At 57.4% G+C, this 24,567-nt stretch carries 25 protein-coding genes and 1 riboswitch; of the genes, 8 read left to right on the top strand and 17 right to left on the bottom strand.

Translation table 11 applies throughout. The features are described 5' to 3' along the window. The first annotated feature begins 3 nt into the window (after positions 1-3). A complete protein-coding gene (mgtE, locus tag JAO82_RS09410) occupies positions 4-1,380 on the top strand; it encodes a magnesium transporter (RefSeq protein WP_198686118.1) in 1,377 nt (458 codons plus the stop codon). Beyond that, complete coding sequence (locus tag JAO82_RS09405) at positions 1,377-1,961, top strand: 5-formyltetrahydrofolate cyclo-ligase (protein WP_198686117.1); 585 nt, start codon at positions 1,377-1,379, stop codon at positions 1,959-1,961. Before mgtE ends, JAO82_RS09405 begins: the two co-directional genes overlap by 4 nt. Here JAO82_RS09405 and JAO82_RS09400 read toward each other — a convergent pair. From JAO82_RS09400 to JAO82_RS09390, 3 genes are all read right to left on the bottom strand, one after another. Beyond that, the gene (locus JAO82_RS09400) at positions 1,930-2,433 is read right to left on the bottom strand and encodes a CAP domain-containing protein (protein ID WP_198686116.1); all 504 of its coding nucleotides are present in this window, start codon (positions 2,431-2,433) and stop codon (positions 1,930-1,932) included. The two genes, JAO82_RS09405 and JAO82_RS09400, sit on opposite strands and share 32 nt — an antisense overlap. 536 nt (positions 2,434-2,969) lie before the next feature. Continuing rightward, positions 2,970-3,572 carry a superoxide dismutase gene (locus JAO82_RS09395; RefSeq protein ID WP_198686115.1) on the bottom strand — a complete coding sequence of 201 codons (603 nt, stop codon included), beginning with the start codon at positions 3,570-3,572 and terminating at the stop codon, positions 2,970-2,972. Between the two features lie 31 nt (positions 3,573-3,603). Further along, a complete protein-coding gene (locus tag JAO82_RS09390; protein ID WP_198686114.1) occupies positions 3,604-4,137 on the bottom strand; it encodes a DUF2753 family protein in 534 nt (177 codons plus the stop codon). Positions 4,138-4,280: 143 nt separating this feature from the next. Between JAO82_RS09390 and mntR the strand changes: the two genes are divergently transcribed. After that, a complete protein-coding gene (gene mntR / locus JAO82_RS09385) occupies positions 4,281-4,760 on the top strand; it encodes a manganese-binding transcriptional regulator MntR (protein WP_198686113.1) in 480 nt (159 codons plus the stop codon). Positions 4,761-4,882: 122 nt separating this feature from the next. On the opposite strand, the gene JAO82_RS09380 is transcribed toward mntR, so the two are convergent. From JAO82_RS09380 to JAO82_RS09365, 4 genes are read right to left on the bottom strand one after another with little or no spacing between them, the layout of a single operon-like run. Continuing rightward, entirely contained in the window at positions 4,883-5,911 is a 1,029-nt protein-coding gene (locus JAO82_RS09380; RefSeq protein ID WP_408635524.1) for a FecCD family ABC transporter permease, read from the bottom strand. Positions 5,912-5,918: 7 nt separating this feature from the next. After that, positions 5,919-6,869 carry an ABC transporter substrate-binding protein gene (locus JAO82_RS09375; protein ID WP_198686112.1) on the bottom strand — a complete coding sequence of 317 codons (951 nt, stop codon included), beginning with the start codon at positions 6,867-6,869 and terminating at the stop codon, positions 5,919-5,921. A 10-nt stretch (positions 6,870-6,879) separates the two neighbouring features. Then, entirely contained in the window at positions 6,880-7,656 is a 777-nt protein-coding gene (locus JAO82_RS09370; protein WP_198686111.1) for an ABC transporter ATP-binding protein, read from the bottom strand. A gap of 1 nt (position 7,657) precedes the next feature. Next, complete coding sequence (locus JAO82_RS09365; protein ID WP_332872512.1) at positions 7,658-9,946, bottom strand: TonB-dependent receptor; 2,289 nt, start codon at positions 9,944-9,946, stop codon at positions 7,658-7,660. Beyond that, positions 9,947-10,141: riboswitch (cobalamin riboswitch) on the bottom strand. It abuts the gene before it with no gap. 652 nt (positions 10,142-10,793) lie between these two features. On the opposite strand from JAO82_RS09365, the gene JAO82_RS09360 reads away from it, so the two are divergent. The 3 genes from JAO82_RS09360 to JAO82_RS09350 all read left to right on the top strand — a co-directional run bounded on the left by JAO82_RS09360 (position 10,794) and on the right by JAO82_RS09350 (position 13,338). Beyond that, on the top strand, positions 10,794-11,255 hold the full coding sequence (locus JAO82_RS09360) for a DsrE family protein (protein WP_232897317.1): 462 nt from the start codon (positions 10,794-10,796) through the stop codon (positions 11,253-11,255). 230 nt (positions 11,256-11,485) lie between these two features. Beyond that, a complete protein-coding gene (locus JAO82_RS09355) occupies positions 11,486-12,394 on the top strand; it encodes an MBL fold metallo-hydrolase (protein WP_198686110.1) in 909 nt (302 codons plus the stop codon). After that, a complete protein-coding gene (locus JAO82_RS09350; RefSeq protein WP_198686109.1) occupies positions 12,394-13,338 on the top strand; it encodes an MBL fold metallo-hydrolase in 945 nt (314 codons plus the stop codon). The genes JAO82_RS09355 and JAO82_RS09350 overlap by 1 nt, the downstream gene beginning before the upstream one ends. Before the next feature lie 465 nt (positions 13,339-13,803). Here JAO82_RS09350 and JAO82_RS09345 read toward each other — a convergent pair whose 3' ends face one another. The 9 genes from JAO82_RS09345 to JAO82_RS09305 all read right to left on the bottom strand — a co-directional run bounded on the left by JAO82_RS09345 (position 13,804) and on the right by JAO82_RS09305 (position 22,010). After that, complete coding sequence (locus JAO82_RS09345; RefSeq protein ID WP_198686108.1) at positions 13,804-14,238, bottom strand: DUF302 domain-containing protein; 435 nt, start codon at positions 14,236-14,238, stop codon at positions 13,804-13,806. A 91-nt stretch (positions 14,239-14,329) separates the two neighbouring features. Further along, a complete protein-coding gene (locus JAO82_RS09340; RefSeq protein ID WP_198686107.1) occupies positions 14,330-15,370 on the bottom strand; it encodes a c-type cytochrome in 1,041 nt (346 codons plus the stop codon). Beyond that, positions 15,354-16,637: a sulfite dehydrogenase gene (gene soxC / locus JAO82_RS09335; protein WP_198686106.1), complete on the bottom strand. Its 1,284-nt coding sequence runs from the start codon at positions 16,635-16,637 to the stop codon at positions 15,354-15,356. The genes JAO82_RS09340 and soxC overlap by 17 nt, the downstream gene beginning before the upstream one ends. Positions 16,638-16,665: 28 nt before the next feature. After that, positions 16,666-18,363 (bottom strand): thiosulfohydrolase SoxB, encoded by a 1,698-nt coding sequence (soxB, locus tag JAO82_RS09330; protein ID WP_198686105.1) that lies wholly within the window; start codon positions 18,361-18,363, stop codon positions 16,666-16,668. Positions 18,364-18,461: 98 nt separating this feature from the next. After that, on the bottom strand, positions 18,462-19,316 hold the full coding sequence (gene soxA / locus JAO82_RS09325) for a sulfur oxidation c-type cytochrome SoxA (protein WP_198686104.1): 855 nt from the start codon (positions 19,314-19,316) through the stop codon (positions 18,462-18,464). A 106-nt stretch (positions 19,317-19,422) separates the two neighbouring features. After that, a complete protein-coding gene (gene soxZ, locus JAO82_RS09320; protein ID WP_198686103.1) occupies positions 19,423-19,752 on the bottom strand; it encodes a thiosulfate oxidation carrier complex protein SoxZ in 330 nt (109 codons plus the stop codon). Between the two features lie 22 nt (positions 19,753-19,774). Beyond that, a complete protein-coding gene (gene soxY, locus JAO82_RS09315; RefSeq protein ID WP_198686102.1) occupies positions 19,775-20,191 on the bottom strand; it encodes a thiosulfate oxidation carrier protein SoxY in 417 nt (138 codons plus the stop codon). A gap of 48 nt (positions 20,192-20,239) precedes the next feature. Beyond that, the gene (soxX, locus tag JAO82_RS09310; RefSeq protein WP_198686101.1) at positions 20,240-20,719 is read right to left on the bottom strand and encodes a sulfur oxidation c-type cytochrome SoxX; all 480 of its coding nucleotides are present in this window, start codon (positions 20,717-20,719) and stop codon (positions 20,240-20,242) included. A 550-nt stretch (positions 20,720-21,269) separates the two neighbouring features. Further along, entirely contained in the window at positions 21,270-22,010 is a 741-nt protein-coding gene (locus JAO82_RS09305) for a cytochrome c biogenesis CcdA family protein (RefSeq protein ID WP_198686100.1), read from the bottom strand. A 202-nt stretch (positions 22,011-22,212) separates the two neighbouring features. Between JAO82_RS09305 and JAO82_RS09300 the strand changes: the two genes are divergently transcribed. Together JAO82_RS09300 and JAO82_RS09295 are read left to right on the top strand one after the other, a co-directional pair. Further along, positions 22,213-22,515: a hypothetical protein gene (locus JAO82_RS09300; protein WP_408635528.1), complete on the top strand. Its 303-nt coding sequence runs from the start codon at positions 22,213-22,215 to the stop codon at positions 22,513-22,515. After that, entirely contained in the window at positions 22,515-22,901 is a 387-nt protein-coding gene (locus JAO82_RS09295; protein WP_198686162.1) for an ArsR/SmtB family transcription factor, read from the top strand. Before JAO82_RS09300 ends, JAO82_RS09295 begins: the two co-directional genes overlap by 1 nt. 632 nt (positions 22,902-23,533) lie before the next feature. Here the strand turns inward: JAO82_RS09295 and JAO82_RS09290 are convergent. Then, positions 23,534-24,520, bottom strand: coding sequence for an acetamidase/formamidase family protein (locus JAO82_RS09290; RefSeq protein ID WP_198686098.1), 987 nt, complete (start codon positions 24,518-24,520; stop codon positions 23,534-23,536). Between the last annotated feature and the right edge of the window lie 47 nt (positions 24,521-24,567).

Genomic DNA, 24,567 nt, shown 5'->3' with positions numbered 1-24,567 from the left:
CGCATGAACGACCAGATCGACCACCCCGACACCGAGGCGCACCCCCTGGATCGCAGGGCCGTGGCTGCGATTCTCTATGCGGTGGAAACCAACGACCGGCAAAAGCTGATTGAATTGATGGAGCCGCTGCACGCGGCCGACATCGCCGACCTGCTGGAACAGATCGGCCCCTATGACCGGGCTCGTCTGATCCGTCTTTATGATCGTGAATTTGATGGCGAGATCCTGTCGGAACTTCACGACAACATCCGCGAAGAGGTGATCGGCCTGCTGACGCCACAGGTTCTGGCAGAGGCGGTGCGCGACATGGAAAGCGACGATGTCGTGGACCTGGTCGAGGACCTGGAGCACCCGCAGCAACAGGCCATTCTGCACGCACTTGAGGATTCGGATCGTGTCGCTGTGCAGCAGTCTCTGTCCTATCCGGAATATTCCGCCGGCCGCCTGATGCAGCGCGAGGTGGTGATGGCCCCCGAACACTGGACCGTTGGTCAGGCGATCGACCATCTGCGCCGTGCCGATGATCTGCCCGAACAGTTCTATCATGTAGTATTGGTCGATCCACGCCTGCGGCCTGTGGCCAACGTGACGCTGGGCAAGCTGATGAGCTCGCGCCGCGATACTCGGCTGGCCGATATCGCCGCGGAGTCCTTCCAGATTTTCCCGGCTACGCAGGACGAAGGCGATGTCGCCTATACCTTTAACCAGTATCACCTGATCTCGGCCCCTGTGGTCGATGACGACGGGCGGTTGGTTGGTGTCATCACCATTGACGACGCGATGAGCATACTGGACGAAGAGCATGAAGAAGACATCTTGCGTTTGGCCGGTGTCGACGAGGAAAGCTCGCTTTCAGACACGGTGGCAGCAACGTCCCGACGGCGCCTTCCCTGGCTTGGCGTCAATCTCGGCACGGCGATTTGTGCGTCGCTGGTGATCTCCCAATTCGAGGCGTCGATTGCCGCGCTGGTTTCGCTGGCGATCCTCATGCCCATCGTTGCCTCGATGGGTGGCAATGCGGGAACCCAATCGCTGACCGTGACGGTGCGCGCCCTGGCCACACGCGATCTGACCGGATCGAATGTGTGGCGCGTGGTGCGGCGTGAATTGACCGTAGGTCTGTTAAACGGCTTAGTCTTCGCCACCGTGCTGGGAACGGTCGGCATGTTGTGGTTTCACTCGCCCATGCTGGGTGCGGTGATCGGCGTCGCGCTCCTGTGCAATATGATTATCGCCGGATTTGTCGGAACTGTGGTGCCGGTGGTTTTGGAGAAAGTCGGCGTAGATCCGGCGCTGGCATCGGGAACGTTTGTCACGACCACCACTGATATTATGGGCTTTTTCATCTTCCTCGGGCTTGCTACGGTCGTACTGTTATGACTGATTTGACCAAAGACAAAACCAAAGCCCGCAAAGACGCGTTCGCACGGCGCAAAACGGCCCATGCGGCCAGCGGCAAGGATGCAGCAGCGCATCTTGCTGCGGTGCTCGCGCGCTATCGCGGCATGCCGCTATCGGGCTATCTGCCCATCCGCACCGAGATCGACCCCCTGCCCGCCATGGCCGAAGCGGCTGCCCATGGGCCGGTCGGCATACCGGTAATCCCCGGTCCCGATCAGCCGCTGAACTTTGCCCGCTGGACCCCGGATATGCCGCTGGTAGATGGCCCTTTCGGCGCGGCAATTCCGGCAGAACCCGAATTCTTCGAACCGGAACTGGTCATCGTGCCACTGGTCGCCTTCGATGCTTATGGCGGGCGGCTGGGCTATGGCGGAGGCTTTTACGACCGCACGCTTGAACTCTTGCGCCAGCGTCGCCCGACGCTGGCCATCGGCTTCGCCTTTGACCAACAGGAAGCCGAGTCACTTCCGCTTGAGCCGACGGATCAGCCGCTCGACATGTTGGTCACGCAAAGCCGCGTGTTAAACTTCAACGGCACCGGCGCCCCGCAAGAACCATAACCCAGACCGGTCTCTGGGCGGCTCCGGGTTCGCTCGCCCTTGCAAAGCCAAACTCCTCTGCCCGCTTAGACAGGATGTTTTTGCGGTGGCCCGGTGAGCGCAACCACGAGTTCAGCACAACCGCTTCCGTTCGCTGACCACGCGCGATATTTTCCGCAACGAAGCACCACTGATAGCCGCTTGCCGATACCCGCTCGCCGACAGCCCCTGTCGTAGGAGACTGATGCGAGAAGAACCCGTTGCGCGCCATATCGGTGGCATGCCGACGGGCCGCGACATCCAGCCGGGGCGACCGCTTTAGACCGGGTAGCCGGTTTTGCATCCGAATATCATCAAGCAATCGGCTCACTTCGAAATTATCCGGTCCCGCATTCTCCTCAACCCGAGCTTCGATAACCGCTGAACCATCGCTGCAAGCCGCAAGGATCGCCACCAGCGACAGCCCAAAGAAGTGGCGTAAGAGGCTCAACATACGACGAGCTTTCCTGATCTCCGCACGAACATTCGGCGGATACGCTTAAGGCATGTTGCGTTCAAACGAATTTGGCCGCTGTTATGAATGCCTTTTCTGCGCAACCGCTACCGCATGACGGCAGGCGAAAAATTGACTCCACTCAAACGCAACACGCTAGTCTTATATGCCGGAAACGGATTTCCATAACCCTGCCATCGCGGCCAAAATGAATATTCTCGGGAAGGGTCGTTTCCCTCTACGAGCGCTCGGCCGCCTACAAGTTCGGTGAACTTTGAAAATGGATGCTTGCGCACTGGGGCAGTTGACACCGGAAAGCCTACGCCGTCCCACGCGCCAGAGGAGACCGCGATCAACTCAGCGGGGTGTAGTGGATGGTTTTTCGTGAATGAACAATCGTGTTCCCGATTGTGGCGCTGGGCTAAACCCATTCCGGCATGCCCCCGCTGTGGGGGCGGTGCCAACGGCGGGACAATCTTCCCGACGATCAGATCGTCCCGGCGTTGACTTGAATGCTTAAAATAATGGCCTCCGGCTCACCCGGTCACGGCCTCTAATCGGTCAGCAACCACTTGCCAGTCGACCAAATCATTCAGGAAGGTCTCAACATATTTCGGGCGCTGGTTGCGGTGATCGATGTAATAAGAGTGCTCCCACACATCACAGGTCAGTAGCGCGGCATGACCCTCGGTGATCGGCGTTTCCGCATTCGGCGTCTTGGTGACAGACAGCTTGTCGCCGTCAAAAACCAGCCAGCCCCATCCCGATCCGAACTGCGTCAGACAGGCCTGCGCGAATTCCGCGCGGAACGCCTCGATGGAGCCGAAATCCGTGATGAGGCGCTTTTCCAAATGCCCGGGCATGGCACCACCTCCGCCGGGGCGCATCCCCATCCAAAAATGGGTGTGATTCCAATGCTGACCCGCCTGATTGAACAATTGTGCAAGTGCCGGATCGTCAGCGGATTTACGGATCACATCTTCCAATGGAAGCCCCTCAAGCGGGGTGCCAGAAATCAGTTCATTCAGCTTGTCGACATAGGCCTTGTGATGTTTGCCGAAATGAAACTCCAGCGTCTCGGCAGACATCGAGGGTGCCAACGCATCCATGGCGTAGGGCAATTCGGGGAGCGAAAACATTTAACTTCCTTCTTTGAGCAGATGGTTAGGATTATGAGAAACGTGGTCTGGCCGGAGCGGGCCTTTCGGATCTGTCGGATGGAGCGGACACCACGCAGCGCGCCCTATTGATTACCCGAGCAACGGCTTCACCGGGAGCGCCGCTAGTCTGCAGATGTGTGGCCAATGCGATGGTGGCCTGTTTGAGGTTCTCAACGCAGGCTTGCCGCAACTGGTTCGGAGTCGTGGGGAGGCTTGCCAAGGCCAGCAAACGGTCGAAGGGCTCTTGATAATGCTGCCGGACAAGATCCCAATGACCCGATTCAGCAGCCAATTGGGCAATATTGTGGTGCGAGATCACCAGAATCATCGCCGCGGCTTCAGGGCCGTTGCAACGTTCCGCACATGCAATCAATCGTTCCGCCTCTTGCAGAGCGTTTCGATAATAGCCGAGGGCGGCAACCTGATCACCGCATTGATAGGCAGTATTTGCGGTGCGCATAAGATGCTGCCAATTCCGATCGGTCGCATATGTTGTTTGAAAATCCGCAACCTGTGGGGGTGCGGCCTGGCGTAGATCGGACATGAACCACTCCTTTACCTGATCCGTTCTGACCCGATCTCGTCGAGCCCACGGGCAATATATTTAGCCTCGGCTAAATGAGTCAATCAGATTCTTAGCTGAAGCTAAATATTGTATCCGCACGGTCTAATGGGTAGGATGTCTGCATGGAGACCAAACCCCATCCCCCCTGCCCTTACCCGGATGTTCCGTCCGCTGAAAAACACGCGCATAACTTCAAACGGGTGCGCGACGCCCACCGTCGCGAGATCGTTGAGGATTATGTGGAAATGATTGCCGAGCTGGCGCGGGTCCAAGATGATGTGCGCACCAGCCATCTGGCCGAGCGGTTCGGAGTGTCAAACGCAACGGTCACCAACCGCGTACAGCGTCTGGTCGGCGATGGCCTGATCGAAGACGCGCCTTATCAGCCACTCGTGCTGACGGAAAAAGGCCGCACAATCGCCCAGGAATCGCGCCGCCGACATGTTCTGGTGCGTGATTTTCTGATTGCGCTCGGCGTTGACCCGGACATCGCCGAAGCCGATACCGAAGGCATCGAGCACCACGTCAGCGAGGAAACCTTGGCGGCTTTTGCACGTTTCGTGGATCGAGGCTCTGCAGCAACGGAAACAACCGCCATATAACAAGCCGTTGCGCTGCAGAACGGGCCGATATTTGTGCTGCTCCCCCGATTCGCCGAGTGGTTTTTGGCAGCTTAGGGCATATTGCGTTCAATCGGATTTGCCCGCTGCCGTGATCGCTTTTGCTACTCGCGGTACCGGGTCAGCAGAGCTATAAAGAAGAGCCCCCCGATCAATCCGGTTACCACGCCGATGGGCATGTCGTTTGGGGCTGTCAATCTTCGCGCAGCAACGTCTGACAGCACAAGGAAGATTGCACCCAGCAAAGCACTGGCTGGAAGCACCCGGCCATTGTCCCCACCGATCAGCAACCGCGCGATATGTGGCATCATCAGGCCGACAAAACCAATCATACCGGAAAAGGCCACCAAGACCCCCGTCAGAAGGGCGCTGACGGTGAGGATCAGAACCCGCAGACGGCGGACATTTATCCCCAGCGTGGCCGCGCTCTCGTCGCCCATCGCCAAGGCATTGAGCTGCTGCGAATAACGGAAAAAAACGATTAGGCTGAACAGCAAGGCGACGGCTGGAATCAAAAGATTGTTCCATTGCGCGAAACCGAAGCTCCCTAACATCCAAAACACTACCGAACTGATCGCACGCGGATCCGCCAGCATGATCAGCACATTGCTGCCAGCCGCTATAACAAAGGACACCGCCAGCCCCGCCAGCACCAGCCGCGTGGGCCCTATGCTGGCGCTGAATCCCGCCACCAAAACAACGACAAAAGTAGCCGCCAGCGCGCCTGCGAAGGCAAACAGCGGTACCGTCAACACACCTAATAAATTTCCGACCAACAGGATGGCCAGATTGGCGCCAAATCCTGCTCCGGCCGAGACCCCCAACAAGTGCGGGTCAGCAAGAGGATTTCTGGTCACGCTTTGCATCACGCCACCCGCGACCCCAAGGCCCGCCCCGACCAATGCGGCCAACAGCGCGCGGGGCAGTCGCAGATTCCACACGATGTTTTCGCGCCCCAAACCCCAATCCGGCGAAACCGAAGTCAGGGATAGTTTATGCAGCACAATAGACCAGACCGTACGAACAGGGATCTTGGTCGAGCCGATACTAACCGACAGCGTGATCGATAACAGGCAGAGAACGACGCCGATTATACAGATCACGATAAAACGCCAGCTCGACAATGCCCTCACCTCCCGTTCAGCCCGCAATCAGAAAATCAGCTAATCGCTCAACCGCATCAATATTGCGAGGCCCGGGCGTCAGATCACTATAACTTAGGACCAAAAAACGGTCATTTCTCACGGCGGAAATATGAGAAAGGGCTGCGTGTTCTTTAATATATGTAATTTTTTCTGCAGCGGTAATCGCACCGTAATCGACAATCACAACCACCTCCGGGTCGCGTGCAGCCACGGTTTCCCAATCGATGCGCACCCAACTGTTGTCGATATCTGCGGCGATATTTTCGCCCCCGGCAGCTGTGATAATCGCCTGCGGCATGGCAAATCCGCCGGCCGTGAACGGAACCTTTTCTCCGGAATCATAGACAAAAATACGTGGCCAATGCTCGCGCTGAGCGACCTGTGCCAGCACCTTCTCAAGCCGATTGCGATAGTCCGAAATCAAGGCCTCAGCGCGGTTGGGGACGCCGAATATTGCTGCCAAATTTTCGAGGTCGCGGTACAGGTAATCGAAGCTTGCGCCATTTTTCTGGCCCAGCCTGATACAGGATTCTGACAGTTCATAGACCGGGACATCATAGCGGGCGAGGCTGTCTGGCGTGACCTCTCCGCCGACGCGCATACCATAGCTCCAACCGGCAAAATAAAAGTCGCTCTCGGCATCCAAAATCATTTCCAGATTGGGCGTGTCGCGCTGAAGCTGGCGCAGTTGTGTTACGCCTGGATACAGCCCTTCCGTTTCGTCGATGTTAATGCGCCCAGTATAGCCCAGCATCCGATCTTCCAGCCCCAGGGCCATCATGATTTCGACCAGATTAGAACCATGGGCGATCGCGCGCTCTGGTGGGGAGACCATGGTCATCTCACGGTCGCAGCTGATGACTGTGAGTGGAAAGGCGTTAACCAAAGAAGGCTGTGCCGCCAGAAACAGGACGGCGGTGGAAAGCAGTAAAACCAGATAATTCATTGCAAAGCTTTCAAGGAGACAGATCAAAGGACAGGCGCGGCTTTCCGGTGCGGGGATGGTGGTCGATATGGGCTTCGACATCAAAAGCCGAGCGAATGGTCTGCGCCGTCAATGTGGCCAGTGGCGGGCCAATTGCGCAGATCCGACCCTGACGCATGACCAGCACCTGATCCGCAAGAGACGCGGCCAAATTCAGATCATGCAGCGTGATCAGAACCGTCAGGTTCAGACGTTTCAGCATTTCGATGATTTCTAGCTGGTGGCGGATATCCAGATGGTTGGTCGGCTCATCCAAAATCAGCAGTTGGGGCTCTTGCACGATCGCGCGCGCCAGCAATGCCCGCTGCTTTTCACCGCCTGAAAGCCTGCTAAAGGAACGGTTTGCGAACTCAATAAGTCGAAAGTCGGCCAATGCTTTTTCGATGATCTGCTCATTGGCCCTGCCGTGCGCAAAAAGCCCCCGGCAATAGGGGATGCGGCCCATTGCAACGACTTCACGCACGGTAAAGGAGAAATCCGGCGCAACCTCTTGCAGTACTGCCGCGATCAGGCGCGAGACATCACGCATGGAGAGCCGCCAAATATTGCGCCCGCCGACCAGTACCTTCCCGGTGGTGGGGCGGTTTTGCCGGTAGATACTGCGCAGCAGCGTGGATTTGCCGGCCCCATTCGGGCCGACAATCACCGTGGTCGATCCGGCCGGGACATCAAAGCTGATCGCTTCGATGATCCGCCGGTCTGGGCGCGGCCCCCAAGACAGGTCGCGCACCTGCAGATCCAGCGCCATGTTAAAACCGGATATGAAGGTCGAGCGAGGCACTGCGCGGCGCGCCGAGCAACCATTGGGTCGCGCCGCCCGAACTGGCATAGATTCGATCGGTGAGATTGTAGATATTCAGATCGAGCGTCATATTTTCGCGCGGAGCCCATTGGAGCCCGGCGTTGACCAGCGTGTAAGACGGGCGGGTCGTTAAGTTATTGTCGCTGGTGTAAGCCTCGGCCACGTAATGCGCCCCTGCCCGCGCCGTCCAGCCCTCGGCAAAGCCCCAAGACCCCCAGATATTGGCAACCCGGCGCGGCGTATTGGCCGGGCGCCTGCCCGAATAGTCGGTTGTTTCAGACTGGATATAATCATCATAACGGGGGGACACCAACGCCCCGTTCATATCGATGCGCAGGCTCGGCGTCACCTCCAGACCGATGGCAGCCTCGAGTCCTTTTGAGCTTTGCTGGCCGATTTGATTGGTGACGCTTCGGTCATCGGGATCGCGCGCCAGCAGATCGTTTTTGACAATGCGATAAGCCGCAAGGGTCGCGTCGGCGCGGCCGTCAAGGAAGGCGAATTTCACGCCGACCTCTGCTTGACGCGCCGTGGTCAGCTTCAGATCTTTATAGTCGTCACGCAGCGACAGCATATTGCCGATCGGCTCGGCGGCGCGTGAATATTGCGCGTAGAGCGCAACATCCGGGACCGGATTATAAACCAGCCCGAGGCGCCAACTGAGGGAATCAAAATCTGTGGTAAAGGCCGGAGCGACACGGCTGACGCGCAAATGATCATAACGCAGACCGCCGACCACCGCCCATTGATCGTTCACTTTCAGCCGGTTATCCACAAATAATGCATATTGGTTTGTGGTCGTATCGGTGTTGGTTGTCAGCGTATGAGGGCCAAAAACCCCCGGCTCTGGGTTCAGGAAATCAACCTCCGAATAACCTTCATAGGGCGAATTATTGGTGTTCTTGAAACTGATCCGGTTCACATCGAAACCGATGGTCGTGGTGTTTTCCATCCCGCCCGGCGTGGTCGTGATCGTGGCATCGGTGCGATGACCGACCTGTTCCAGATCATGGTTGATCGCGATGTAGACACTGCGGTCCACCTTGCCAGATTCAGTGTTGAACTTGTAGCCTTCAACGTTGCGCCAATTGCGGTCGCTGGTCAGGTAATAAGTGTTGCTTTTCAAGGTGATATTGTCAGCAGGCCTCCATTCGGCCTGCAGCTGGGTATAGCCATCCTTGAAGCGCACCAGATCATCCGCAACGTTGTAATTGCGATAGCGCACCCGCGTGTCGAGCTTGCCATCCACCAGTGGCGTGCCGAAATAGGTGCCGGGCTGATTGTCGCTGTAAGCATGTGACAAGGTGAGCGACAGATCGTCGGTCAACTGCCAACGCAGCGCGCCGGAGAACGACAGGCTTGATGTGGGGTTGCGATCCAGCCATCCGTCCGAAGCATTGCCACTGATATCAAAACTATAGGCGAGCGCCTCGTTAAGCGGTCCGGCGCTGCCGAATGCCACGCCGCGCTGGCCGTCGGTGCCAAGCGTCGTGCGGATCTCGTTGCGGCTGTAATCGGTCAGTGGCTTCTTGGGGATGATGTTGATCGCACCGCCAACACCGCCCTCGCCATACAACACCGAGGCGGGGCCATTCAGAATTTCGATGCGATCGACACTCCAACTGTCGAAGGGAAAGGTAACGGTGCCAGAACCGGGATACAGCCTTGTGCCATCATAAAGCCGGGTCACCGAACCGTGTCCGGTGAAACCGCGCATGCTGAACGATGTGCCACCATTGCCCGGCGAGCCGTGAAAGCTGATACCTGTGCTGTTTTGAACAATAGCCTGATTGACGTCGCGCTGGGCGCGTTGGCGGATTGTCTCGCTGTCGATCACTTGCACGCTGGCAGGGGTTTCAAAGGGTGTCAAATCCAACCGGCTACCCGCATTTGACGGTGTCTGCAGATCAAGGCCCGAGCCGACCGAAGCCCCATCTAGCGTGATGGTGCCCAGCCAGATTGCATTGGCATCCTTACTTTCCGACGGCTGCGCGGCTAAAGGCGAAGCGATGATACTCGCTAAGGCAATCAGGGCCGCGTTCCGGCGGTGGTTTGAGATGGAGGCAAGAACAAATAGAATTTCCGACACGTCACGACGTGGGGGCGGAGAGTGGAACGGTTTGCGCACGAATGTGGCTCCAGCGATAACTTCACCGTCACCGTAAACGCGCCATTCGCCACCCCTTGCAGATGGGCCGATGGTTACCGCATCGGACACCCCGCCCAATGTGTTCACGTGTGACAACGGCTGACGGCAGGTCTCCTGGCTCGCGGATCAGCGCCTTTTGCCGCCTTCCCGGGATCGCCCCAGTGGCCTCTGGCAAAGACTATCCGCCTACAGTTGCGGGGGCAGCTACAGCATAGGACTTTTCGCCCGCACTGCATTCCCTTTTCATTCCGATATCGGAAAACCGTCGCCAGCCGTATAGATGTGATATTCTAACACGTCAACGCCGTTCTCGGCCCAATCGCTCACAAGGCGGGCGCTGGATCGGCCAACAAGCTGACACGCAGCGCCCGATGACTGCTGAAACTCAATAACAGTATTTGCTAAACTTTACGCCCAACAGGACAGCGCAGCCAGTATTGCTCCCGATGTCCTTCGATGATCTGGACCGATGTTTGGGCCGGATCACGTTTAGCGGCGCCAAAACACCAAAATCAAAAACACCGTTGATGGCTGTGCGCCAGCATGCGGTCATGTTGGAATCGATCCGCAATGGCGAATAATTATTCACGCGGCCCGAGCCGAGTTACGAAGTCACGCTTAATCGTCCCGGAAAAACCAAATAATTGCGGTGTTATTGGCAGCCAGGACCGGCGCGACTGATATTTGGCAGCACCAGGCTGCCATCGCTTCACCTGCAGCACGCCGCATGGTTGCAAGTCTTCGTCGCGCGCTTTCAGGTTTAACGCACTCTGCAGCGGTCTTGAGCCTTCGCCAAGACTCCGACCGCGACAGGTGAATAGGTCGCGCCTTCGCATTCACATATACGCATTTACGTTTTCATTCACCATCTTGTATGTAAGATGAGGGTGTCGGCATAGGACAAACGCCGACGATATTTAAGGGAGAAACAAAATTGACTCGTCTGCACATGCTCATTGTGGCGCTTAGCGCTACGATTGCGTTTTCATTTATCTCGGCCAGTGACGTCGTGGCGGAAGGCTATGGCACACAGAAAGTTGTATATCATATCAATGACAAAGGCGGGGATCAGTCGACCGGTTACAAGAGCGCCATGCGCAATATACAAAACCATATCAACGCGGTTGGTGCCGACAACCTTGATCTAAAGGTGGTGCTGCATGGTAATGGTGTGAACCTATTAATGAACGCTAACGAAGACGATACTTTGCAAACTATCGTCGGCTCATTGAAATCACAGGGCGTCGCCTTTGAGGTTTGTAACAACACGCTTGAGGGTCGAGATATCAGCTTTGACGAAGACCTTTATGATGTCTGGGAATCCGATATCGTCCCGTCAGGGGTGGCCGAACTCGCTCATCTGCAAGCCCAAGGCTATACCTATATCAAACCTTGAAGTTCCGAAGTGATTTAGTGCAGGGCCCGGCAGCAATTCGGGCCCTCTTTTCAGAACCGTCCTTTTGCAGCCTTCCAAGCCAATCGCGCGGTGTCCGAGCAATGTTTTAGCCCTGTCTGCCGTCCGCCGTCCTGCCGCTAAACGACAGCCCAAAGCCATCATGAGCAGCTTGCCATTCACGCCCTACTCCTACATATTCGCATACGATATTGTGAAATGGAGGGCACGGGATGGTGCTGACACGTAGGGAGCTACTTACCGGGCTGGGTGCTGCCGCCGGGCTGGCCAGCGCCGGCCCTGTCTGGTCAAGTCTGGCTTTGGGCGAAATGCGGGTGGACACCCTCAGTGACGGGCACTTGACCCTCCCGGTTGATCTCACCTTCGGCGCCCTGCCCTCGCAGGATGTCGCCCCGATCATCGCGAAACACGGTCTCTCTGATGAAACGCTGACTCCAGAATGCAATCTGACGCTTCTGCGCCACGGCGATCATGTGGTTCTGTTCGACGCAGGTGCTGGCCCCGACTTTCAACCCAGCGCCGGAAAGCTTGACGCAGCGCTCGACGCTTTAGGCCTCGCGCCTGAAGATATCACCGACGTTGTGATCACTCATGGACATCCTGACCATATCTGGGGCCTGCTGGACGATTTTGACGAACCACTGTTTTCCAACGCAGAGTATTATATCGGCACTAAGGAGCGCGATTACTGGCTCGCGGACGATACTGTCGACACTATTGGTGCCGAGCGGCAATCCTTTGCAATAGGGGCCAAGCGACGACTCGAAGCGATCGCCGACCGCATGACCCCGATCAAAGACGGCGAAAACATCCTGCCCGGCGTCACAGCCTTGGCCAGCTTCGGCCATACACCGGGGCACATGGCCTTTGCGGTTAACCAAGGTAGCGAAACGCTGCTTGTGGTGGGCGATGCCATCGGCAATCATCATCTGGCCTTTGATCATCCGGACTGGCCTTCAAGCGCCGACCAAGATCCTGAAACCGGTATTGCCACGCGTCTGCGTCTCTTTGATCAAATCAGCGCCGAGAAAATGCGCCTTATCGGGTTCCACCTGCCCGGCGGACTCGGCCGTGCCGAAAAACATGGTGCTGGTTATATTTTTGTTCCGGAGGAAATCTGATGTTACGTCTCGCTTTTGCGCTCGCTCTTCTCGCCCTGCCCGCCGCAGCCAGTGAGAAGATTGCCGATCAATATCCCGGCTCGCTGCTTTATTCCAAGCCGGTTGAGTTCATTCCCGGCGTCTGGTCCGCTATCGGCGCCACCGCAGCGCCCACATATGAAAACGCAGGCCACAACAACAACCTGAGCTTCATCGTCACCGGCGAGGGCGTGGTAGTTGTAAATGCCGGCGGGGCCTATGGGCTGGCGCAAGCACTGCACGAAGAGATCCGTGCCGTCACCGACGAGCCGGTTGTCGCGGTTTTCAATGAAAACGGACAAGGCCATGCCGCCCTCGGGAATGGCTATTGGGCTGAACAGAGCGTGCCGATCATCGCCCATGTGGATGCCGCGCGTGAATTCGAAAACTACGGGCCGCAATCGCTCGCCGATATGATGCGGCTCAACAAAGAGCGGGGCGAAGGCACCGAACTGGTCCTGCCGACCGAGACCTTTGAGGATGAATACATCATCGAACTGGGTGATTACCGAATCGAAGCGCGCCATCTCGGCCCCGCGCATAGCCCCGGTGACATCGTTATCTGGCTGCCCAAGCAATCGCTGGTGATCTCCGGAGACATGGCGTTTCACGAACGGATGCTGCCAATCTTCGAGAATACCAACACTGCGGATTGGCTGGAGACTTGGGACAACGCTTTCGAACCGCTCGGCGCGACCTATGTGATCCCCGGCCATGGCCATCCAACCAACATGGCGCAGGTGCGCAAATACACTAAGGGCTATCTCGAATATCTGCGCGGCCAGATCCGCGAACATATCGACGCGGGCGGTGACCTAACCGACGCCTACTACGTCGATCAATCGCCCTATACCCTGCTCGATACCTTCGATGAACTGGCCACCAAGAACGCGGGCCGCGTTTACGAGCAAATGGAATGGGAGTGACGGCAAGCGCCGCTGATTGAACGGAAATGTCGGGGCAACACGTCCTATAGCCGTGCTACTGCCCTGAACTTCCTTGCTAAAGCATATTGGTCTTGCCTCATCATCCGATAAATCCGGGCTGAATATCCGGAGCTTGTCGCTGGCAAGACCGAGACCCCTCGTCCCGCTTCCTCACCCCCAAAAAAAAGCGGGTGGTGCGGAAAATATTTCAGGTAAGTTCTGGGCGGTTTATCGCGGCCACACCGCAGCAACGCAGCCCGAGAAAAGCGCTAATTGGCGAGGCGGGAAAAGCCTCGCCAATTTTGTCGGAGCTTGCTCGCAGTGCCGAACAAGAGCCCGCAAACCTTTATGGATAACCGCAAAGTCCACCGGACCAATGCTGGATGCCAGATGGCTGTTGGAAACCTTGGTCCCAGTCGTTTTGAGCCTGTATCAAGCGCAAATGGGCCGATGCTGTGCAGGCTCTTAAAACGCGGTCGCGTCCGCGACGATCTCATCAAGCAGCTCTTCAACTGCGTCCATGGATTCATCAGGGTAACTGCGATAGCCGATTTCGATCTCACCGTCACGGTTCGTCACAAAGATTCCGTAAGGGCAATAGGCGATATTCGCCGGGTCGGTCTCCATCACCTGACGCGAGATCTGCGCCGAGCAAAACAGGAAAACATCTGCTGAGTCGAAGATTTTTTCGCCGCCGATATCGGCACGGGTACGCTCCAACATGTCACCGACGCTGCTGCGATGATCAATCACCAAGCCCCGGTTGACGATCGCATTCTCAAGGCTGAAAAGCGCGTCTTCATAGCTACCGTCATAGCTTCGCGTGATGACCTGATCCTCTGCGAGCGCAGGCGCCGCAGCGATACACAACGCGATGACGGGACCAAATAGTTTTTTCATGAGAGGCGTAACTCCTTCATTGGCAATAGCGATGGCGCATAGCTTGCCAGAAACCGGAGCCGCGCGCCAGCATGGGCCGGCGCGCGCTTGATCATTCTGCTGGGAAAGATTTCAAATACTCGACCATTGCGGCGAGATCATCGTCCTTGCGCAATCCGGCGAAGGACATCTTTGTTCCCTTCATATGTTCGCGAGGATTAGCCAGGAAAAGTTTCAGCTCATCTTCCGTCCAGACCATCCCATTTTGCCCGGCTTCAGCCATGGCTTTGGAATAGTTGAAGCCGTCAACCGCGCCCACAGGGGCACCGACGATACCGTTTAGCATCGGGCCAACCCGGTTCTTGGCGCCGTCGCCCACCTGGTGACAGGCGCGGCACTGGCGGAACACGTTCTCACCCTCGGCCACCAATGCAGCGTCAAGCGCTGCGGTCGTGGTTTCGTCCGCAGCGGGTGCTGCAGCGGCTTCGTCCTGTGCTTCGTCTTGCGCCGCGTCCTCATTGCCCTCATCCGGCGTCACGTCAAGAATGCTGGCTCGCATGGTGATTTCCACGCTCTCCTTGCAGTTCTCCATGCACGGCTCGGTGCTAAACAACGGGTATTCCGTTTCGGGCCGATCGTCGACGATGAACCCGTCAGCATTGGGCATTTCCACATCAAGGAAATTCTCGTGGCTGAGCACGAAATCATCACCCACGATGTCGTTGGAATAAAGGATATAGGCGGTGATTGCGTAGACCTCGTCGGCGCTCAGGGTCTGCGCCGCGCCAAATGGCATCGAGCGGTTCACATAGTCCCACACGGTCGACAGATAGGGCCAGTAGGAGCCCACCGTCTTCACCGGACGATCGTCGGTCAGCGTGTTTCGCCCACCCGCCAGTTGCGGCCAGTTGTCGACCCCTTCGGCAAAGTCACCGTGACAGGCTGCACAGTAATCGGTAAACACTTCTTCGCCGGTCCACACATCGCCCGATCCTTCAGGCAAGCCGGTGCCGTCTGGGCGCACAGCAACATCCCACGCCGCGACTTCTTCGGGCAGCGCCTCACGCCCCAGCCCGAAGCCGTCGGCCAGCGCCGGCGCAGTGAGGCCCGAGAGGATGAGCGCCGCCGCGCTCAGGTTAAGATACTTCGACATTTTCCGCCTCACCATTGGAATCCACGTGCCATGTCTGGATGGCGTTGTTGTGATAGATGGAGTTCAGACCGCGAATTTCGCGCAGTTGCGCTTTGGTCGGCTGGACATAACCGGTCTCGTCAATGGCGCGCGACTGCAAAAGCATCTCCGAGCCATCCCATTCGGTGTCGAGATAAAAGCGGGTCAGCGCCTTGGTCTCACTCTCGCGGGCCAGACGCGCGGTCTCCCAAGTCTTGCCACCGTCCTTCGAAACATCCACGCGCGTAATGCGCCCGTGGCCGCTCCATGCCAGACCGGTGATTACCAAGGCACCCGGGCCGTGGTTTATCGGCATTTGCGGGCTGGGCGCGGTGATGATCGATTTCGCATCCATCACCCAGGTCCACTTGCGCGCAACACCGTCTGCCAACAGGTCGGTATATTTCGAGGTTTCCTCGCGTGCCTCAACCGGCCCGTCCATCACTTCGATGCGACGCAGCCACTTGAGCCACATGTTGCCTTCCCAACCCGGCACCACCAGCCGCACGGGATAGCCATGTTCCATACGCAGCGCTTCGCCGTTCGCCTTGAACGCAACCAGCACGTCGTCGAGTGCCTTTTCCATCGGGATTGAGCGGCCATTCGACGACGCATCAGCGCCTTCGACATAGACCCATTTGTCGGACAGATCACCCGCCGCCCCGAGACCTGCTTCTTCCAGCAGCGTGCGCAACGGAATACCGGAATATTCCATGTTGTGGATCATCCCGTGAGTGAATTGGGCGCCGTTTAGCTGTGCGCCTGCCCACTCCATGCCGGAGTTCGCGGCGCATTCGCAGAAATAGACGTGATTTTCCCGCGGGAACCGTTCGAGATCCTCGTAGGTAAAGACCAGCGGCGTATCGACGAGCCCGTTGATCATCAGGCGGTAATCTTCCTTTTTGAGCTCAATGGCACCGGAATGGTGCCGCTCGAAGGCACAGCCTTGCGGGGTGATCGTGCCGTCCAGCGCGTGAATCGGCGTAAAGTTGATCGACGAGATCGTATCCGCCGTCAGCCAGGGCACATTGCGGCGCACCACATCGCTCTCGAAGCGGATCGGCAGACCATAGGGCGCGTCGTCAACCGGCGCGCCAAAGCCGCTGGCCCAATCCTGGACCTCGGTGATCAGCGGATCGGGCGTTGCCGCCCGTGCGCTTCCGGCGGCTGCCGCGCCGGCTACGGCGGCGACGCTACCGCGCAGGAACGCGCGGCGCGATGCGCCTTTACCCTTGAACGTGTCAGACATGTTCAGGCTCCTCATTTACAAGTGTTAGTTATGCGCCGACGACTTCGACGCTGGTGTTAGGCGGGGTGCTCACGGTGCCCTGTTTGGCGATATGCGCCTCGACCACATCCCAGATATCGGGGCCTTCCGTGCCCTCGTTGACCGAGGCCCAACCGGCGACCACATAGCTGCGCTCTGGATCAATCGCTTCGCCTGTGGCCAGCAGTGTGAGATTGCTGATCCGCTCGCCTTGAGGCTTCGAGACGTCAATCCGGTAGCCCATGCCGCCAACCCGCACCATGTCGCCGCCCTGCTGATAGTAAGGATCAGGGTTGAACAGGTTATCGGCCACATCTTCCATCACGACCTTGATATATTCGCCGGTCATTTCAGTCCGGTAGGCTTTGGGATATGTCATCGAAGTGACGTTCCAGATGTCCTCGCGGGTGATGTCTGCACCAGGCAGGATCGACGGCCCCCAACGCACGCCGGGCGACATGGCGATCTCGGCATCGCGTTCGGATAGGAGCGCCTGACAAATCAGGTCGTCCCAAGTGCCGTTGAAGTTACCGCGACGATAAAGCAGATCCTCACTCTGGCCGATGACTTCAGTCAGTTTGTCCTCGTATGGCGCGCGGTCTGCGTCGATCTGGGCGGCCATCTCTGGATCGGCTTCGATCACATCCGAGAAGATCGGGATCAATTTGTGCCGGAAGCCCAGCATCTGTCCGTTCTGTACGTCGAGATCGACCCGAGAGATGAACTTGCCGTTCGAGCCCGAGGCCACGATCACCGTATCGTTCACGATCACCGGCTCGGGCAGCGCATCGTGGGTGTGGCCCGACAGGATCACGTCAATGCCGTTCACAACGCCCGCCATCTTGCGGTCCACGTCAAAGCCGTTGTGGCTTAGGCAAACCACGACGTCGGCACCCTTAGCGCGCACCTCGTCGACCATTTCCTGCATGCGCTGGTCGCGGATACCAAAGCTGTATTCCGGGAACATCCAGCCGGGGTTCGCGATCGGCATATAGGGGAACGCCTGACCGATGACCGCGATCTTGGCACCGCCACGCTCAAAGAACGTATAGGGCGGGAATTCCTCGGTCGGCTCGTCCCACTCAGCGTCAAAAATGTTTTGCCCCAGCGCTGCGAACGGCAGACCATTGACGAGTTCGCGCAACCGCTCGGAGCCGAGGGTGAACTCCCAATGGAAGGTCATCGCGTCTGGCTCCAGCAGGTTCATCGCGTTGACCACATCCTGCCCTTGCGTGTGATAACAGCCGTAGGAGCCGTGCCATGTATCGCCGGCGTCGAGCAGCAACGCACCGGGGCGTTCAGCGCGGATCGCCTTGACGACAGTGGACACTCGATCCAGCCCGCCCATCTTGCCATAGCTATGCGCCAGAGCCGAGAAATCATTGTAGGTCAATGCGTAATGGCTGGGGCTGCCGTCTTCGATTCCGTACAGGCGGCGGAAATCTGCGCCGGTAATATGGGGCACAAGGCCCTTGTTCTCACCGACCCCTAGGTTAATTTCCGGCTCACGGAACCAGATCGGCTTGAGCTGTGCGTGCAGGTCGCACATATGGATTAGAGTCACATTGCCAAAGCTGTCAAACTCCAGCAGCTGATCCTGCGTCAGCCGCTGCTGCGCGGCCAGTCGGGACCAGTTGCCAAAGCCCGATGCGCCAACTAGCGCCGAGGCTGCCATGGAAACCTGAAGAAAATCGCGGCGGGAGATCATCTCTGGCTCTCTTTCTATCTTAGATTCAATACATACGCATATGTGAATGCGTGGGTTGCGAAAAACCCCGCGCCTTACATCGGCGCGGGACTGTTTGGTTAGTTACGAACCGCCGGACCTTCGACCGACAGACCGTTGCCGCGTGAGCGCACGTAGAGTTCCAGCGCCACGAGTTCGGGTGAACCCGTTGCGAAGGTTTCAGCGCGGGTGTCGCGGATGCAGCCGCGGAACCGGCTCTGTGTGCCGATTAGCGCAGCGTTGCGCAGACGGTAGGTCGGAAAGCCGTTGATGTGGCCCTGACTCAGGTGGTCGGCGCGGATGTGGTTACCGTTGTTATTTTCGTGGCAGTTGGAGCAAGCAAGTTCAAGCTGCCCATAGCGAGTGTAATAGATCTCGCGGCCCTGCTCCCAAGTCTCGGCGGCGGGTCCGTCGATCGCTACATTGACCGGCATGCCGCGCGAATGGCTGGCAATCAGCGCTTCCATATTCAACGCAGGGCCGGCATCGTAAGCCCAAGGCTCGGCCCCCATGCGCTCTGTGCGACAGGCATTGACCTGATTTTGCAATGTGTAAACCTGCCCTGCTTCCTCGTTCCATTTCGGATAGGTGGCAGAGACACCGACCATGCTCTCGGCGGCATCCTCATGACACGAAGCGCAGGAGTTTCCGGAGCTCCCCTCGACCGTGTTCCACGCCTCCTCGGCATCATCGACAAAGATCATGCTGGGGTTTTCAAAATCGTCTGATTGCAACTGTTGCGTTTCTTCCGAACGGTAATGCCAACCCGAAATGATCTCGGGCAGCACCCCGTCCAAATGCGCCGGCGCTTCGGTCTTCGTAACCATCTCGATTTCGCCATTTACGACCAGAGTGTTGTCATCCGGTCCTCGGGCGAGCGCCGGTACGGTAGACATCAGTAGTGCAGAACTAACCGTCAGTACTTTCTTCATCATGTCATGCCTCGCTCAAGATTGCCTGCCCCAAAACGATTTCAAAAGGGCGTGCCACCCCGGCACTGTAAGCGACTGTCGCGCACGAGCACCGGGGTGGCAGTTGTCGTCACTCAACCGTGATCGATTTGGTGTCTTCGTAGACCGACCCGTCATCATCGTACCAGGTGAACTGGAACTCACCCGATTCCGGCACTGTGGCTTCAAACTCGAAATAGGGGTTGGTCGAAATCGCCGGCTCGAGAGTGACGTCGATCACGTTCTCGCCGTTGAAGTCGCAGGTGAAGCGATTGATGATCGAACGCGGGATAATATTGCCGTCGCTATCCTTGCGCTGACCCGATTCCATCTTGTGGCTGATCAGGGTCTTGATCGTAACAGCATCGCCTGCACTTGCCGAGCCGGGTACCCGTACGCGGGGTCTTACAACTGTAGTCATTGTGGTTTTCCTCGTGTCTGGATTAGCCGCCGCAGCCGCCAATCGTGACTTTTACTTCTTTGGTGGCGCGCACGAAGCTACCATCGGCCATTTTGGCCACGGCAATCACATCCTGCGTACCGGAAAGGCGGATCCGGGTCGAGGCCGACTGGCGCGCGGCCAACGGGCCGAAATTGAAGGTCGCGACCGGCGGTGTTGGGTTGCCTGCAGCGTAAACTTCGATCGCCGTTGCGCCGGGGGCCGAAACTTCGATTGGCACAGTATTACCATTTTCGGCAATTTCTGGGGCGGTCAACTCTAAGCCGCCCTCGCCGATTTCGGCGCCGCCGGTGAATTCATTTATCAGATCGTCAATCGACGCTGATGCGCGGAACGGCAGCACGGTTAGAAGCGCAGCGCCGGCGGCCAGCGCAAGCGTTTCGCGTCGTGTAATGTCCATGATGGTCTCCTTGGTCTCATTTGTGGCACCGGCCTTATGTGGCGGTGCCTATTCCTCTTTCAGCGTCATCAGAAACGCGACAACATCCTCGATTTCCTGCGCCGACAGGATCGGCGGCAGAGGCTCTTTGCCGGCTTTGCCAGTATAGCCGTCGCCGGGCCGGATGAAGCCTTCGGTCTTGTAGAAAGCCGGCATCATCGTGCCGTCATAGGTCATTTTCGCATTGGCCACGATTCCGCGCATTTCAGCCTCGCTCCAACGCGACCCGACACCATTCAGCGCCGGCCCCACTTCTCCGTGAAACGGCGCGTCTTTAAGTACCTCTACTTCGTGACAGGCGATGCAGTTGCCCTTGGCTCTGGACTTCATGATTTCGGCGCCGCTTGCTGGATCACCGGGCACGCCCGAAAGCGATGCCTCGACGGCACCGTACTCGTCGTATTGCACCTCTGTCGGGTCGACAGATTCGGCGCTGGCGATGCCCGTGCCGAGCAAGACGCTCACCACTGAAACAATACTTAGCCTCATAATCCCTCGCATTTTCATGCCTCTCTTCCACGTGCCACCGATCGCTGTCCACGTGCCTCCGATCGCTGCGGTATACCGTAGGCCACAAAGAATACTTAAAGCAAGCTCAAATTCACGTCTGCGAATTAGTCTATGCCTCTGGCCATCCCGCCGGGTGTCGCGCGCCCTATTGTAATCTATCATGACACCAAAATCCCTTAATATTATTAGGAAAATGGTCATTTTCGGCGCGATATGTGATCTGCCGGGCGTTGTGTCTGCGCCGATGACGCCCGGCACCTCCGCGACGGCGCTGTTTTCCGCCCGCCGATTCTTACCCGCTTGCTCGGACATGAAAATCTCAGGGTGAAAAGAATCCCCAACCGACGCGCCACTTCTCGCTACGAGTTTCGCTATCAGATTCAGTCGGTTTCAAGAACGCCAATCGGCCCTAATCGCCTCGCCCGACCCGATGTCGCCTTGTATAGCCTGATGCGCCCGCTCGGCGGCAAAAGCCAAAAGTCCCTACAGGCGACGGCAAGCTTGGCCCCACATCAACACAGCACGGGATTCAGCCGAGTCGCATGAAGATCGGAAAGGTCTCCAAAAGCCAGAACGCGATAAGACCTATTGAATCGGTTGCGATAAGAACGCCAAAAGCGACCAGCAACAAACCCATCGCCTTTTCAATTTTTGGAAGATGGCGGCGAAACCGCGTCATCCAGCGCATAAACGGCCCGATGAATGCGGCCGCAACTATGAAGGGCAGCGTCATGCCAAGGCCATAAACGAAGAGCAGCATCGCACCGGTCATGGTGGTTTCCTGTCCTGCGGCGGTAAACAGGATCGCGGCCAGCACCGGCCCGACACAGGGTGTCCAGCCAAACGCGAAGGCCAGTCCAATCACGTAAGCCCCTACCATGCTCATGTTAGAGGTCTCGCCGGCGTCGGCCCGGAATTGGCGATACAGGAAGCCGATGCGAATCACGTTCAGAAAATGCAATCCCATCGCGATGATGATTGCCGCGGCCACCCAGCGCAGGATATCGAAATATTCGCGCACCACCTGCCCGAAAGCAGTGGCAGTGGCACCAAGCGCGACAAACACGGTGATAACGCCTAGCGCAAACGCGATCGCCGACAGCATTGCCCGGATACGCACCGCCCCGCTAAGCTTTGCCTCTGCCGAAACTTGGTTCATACTTACACCTCCGAGATAACTCAGATAGAACGGCACGATCGGCAGGATACAGGGCGAGAGGAAGGACAGCAGCCCTGCGAGGGCTGCGCCGGCAAAAGTTACATCGAACATCGGGAACCCCATCTTGACTTGCAAAATTCATATATTCAAATTACATATTGCGCAAACAAGAGACTGAATTAATCCGATGCTACGCTCTGGACAGCTCATCATAACTGCGCTGATAGCCGCTCTGACAGTGGTGCTCATATTACTGTCTAAGCCTCTGCAAGCCGATTCCGCCGAAACTCCGGATGCTGCGGCCGCCGGAGCGATGGCGCTTATCATGGTGGAAGAGGCGGGCTGTATCTGGTGCGCTCGCTGGGACGAAGAAATCGCACCGATCTACCCCAAGACGCCTGAAGGGCAAGCCGCGCCGCTGCGCCGGATGGATATAAAAGACACGGCACCCAAAGGTATAAGCTTCGCGAATAAGCTACATTTCACGCCGACTTTTGTACTGTTACTGGACGGCAGAGAGGTCGGGCGGATAGAGGGGTATCCAGGAGAAGATTTTTTCTGGGGGTTGCTAAGTAAAATGATGGAGCGAGCACAGGCGCAGGAGCTCTCAGGATGATGAACGTACACCCGGAAACACCCGAACCAGCGACAGATTCTGGCCTGCCGGTCTTTGACGAGAACACGAGCAACGACGAGCTCGAGCGCATGATGCATAACGCCACAAAGGCGGCGAATTTTCTAAAGGCAATCGGCCATGAGGGGCGACTGATGATCCTGTGTCATCTCGCGACCGGGGAAAAGTCGGTCACCGAACTTGAAGATCTTCTCTCTGCTCGGCAGGCCGCAGTTTCGCAACAACTGGCTCGCCTACGTCTGGAGGGGCTGGTCCAGCCTCGCCGGGAGGGCAAGACGATCTATTACTCCCTAAGAGACCATCGCCCACGACAAATCATGGAACTCGTCTATGATTTATTCTGCAGGTCGGACGAACAGACGCGCTGACACCGCGTACCAGAGGGTAATCTCTGACGTCAGCAGCTGTCGGACAGTTTCAAAACTTGAACAACGGAGGGTTTCTGGTTCATCTTAACTTTCGAGGAACGAACTTGAACAAGAAACCCGGATCATCAAAGGATGCGGCTGAGAAGCTGGTCAAAAGCCCCGCGGCAAAACTGGCCTTCCCATGGTGTTCCAACTGATGATGTCGGCGCAAATCAAATTGCGCAAACCCGTTGGAGCTAACCGCAGCCCGAGATTATTGAAATTATTGATTCCAAAGCGGAATCAAGCAGCATTCAAACTGCCGCCGGATCACACCGCCCCCAACTTGCGGGCATAGCTCACCTGCCATGCCCGCCGCCACTGCCCTGAGGCCGCGACATAAACGACGCTGTTTCGCGCCTCAGTATACTCAGTTCGTTCACGAACCTTGGTGTCACCAGAAAATGCCGCGCCGATGCGCGGTGTCCGTGGCCCTCATCGACGAACGCAACAACATGCGTTCGCAGTTCGGTTGGATGTGGCTTGCGCATCTGTGACCCATAAATCCGCCTCAAAGCAGGGAGCCACATTGCAGCCAATCTAGGTTTCCTGAATCTGAATGACTGAGGAACGCTCCAGAACTCTTTGCAGCGTTATTTGAGAAAACGCTTTTCGATGGCGGCCCCCAAACTGTATTTTGGATCGACCATGTTTCCGAGCCGAACCTTGCCGCACATGGTGAGCAGCATATATGCATCGCTTTCGGTTTGGCCGGTTTCGGCGGCGACCCAGCGCACCAATTCGCGATACGCGATCCGGGCGGCGTCTTCCATCGGGCGAGCCGAGCCGATGAACATCATCCGCTCTTCGGTTTCCAATTGCGGCCAGCCATTGCCGTGCCCCTTGATCAGGTCGATGTGTATTTCTACCGTCGCGGGCATTTCTAACGCCACGCCACACAGTTCGCCGTCACCCTGAATGGCGTGGCAATCGCCCAGATAGAGCAACCCGCCTTCGGCATTCACCGGCAGATAGATAATCGATCCCGGCGCGACATCCGGCACGTCCATGTTGCCGCCGTAATAGTCGGGCTGAAGCGACGAGATTGCCTCGATCTGCGGCGAGGTTCCAATTGTGCCGATAAACGGCTCATAGGGCAAAGTCAGGGTATCAGACCAATAGACGCCGTCTTCGTCCACGTTGATTTTTTTCACCCGTTCAGGCAGGGGCGCGTTCAAGAGCGCGGTATCCCCGGTGGCGACGAGGCCCCCAAACTCGGTCAAGAGACAGGTGGTTCCGACAGGTTGCGGTCCGCGCGGTTTGATTGAAATGATCCTAACCGCCAGCGCATCGCCTTTTTCAGCGCCCTTAACATAGATTGGGCCGGTCTGCGGATTGAGGAACGGAAAATTCAACAGCGATGATGGATTGTCCACGACTTCTGATATGGCGCCCTCGAATGCGTCGTGAGTTTCCACGGTCACGACCGCGCCGGGATCGACCTCTAGAACCGGTTTGGCGTAGGGGCCATAGACATAGTGGAATTCGCCCTGATCCTCGATCGTGATCTTGTGATGTGCCCCTTCGACACCTTTCGCGACACCCTTACGGGCCATGATAGAAGTGCTGAGCCAGGTCATTTTTCGTGCTCCTTTTCTGGTGATCTTGGATAATTCAATCTTCCGGA

Source organism: Pontibaca salina, from assembly GCF_016307205.1.
Taxonomy (GTDB): domain Bacteria; phylum Pseudomonadota; class Alphaproteobacteria; order Rhodobacterales; family Rhodobacteraceae; genus Pontibaca; species Pontibaca salina.
Note: the sequence above shows the minus strand (reverse complement) of the source record. Positions and strands in the feature narration are given on the sequence as shown.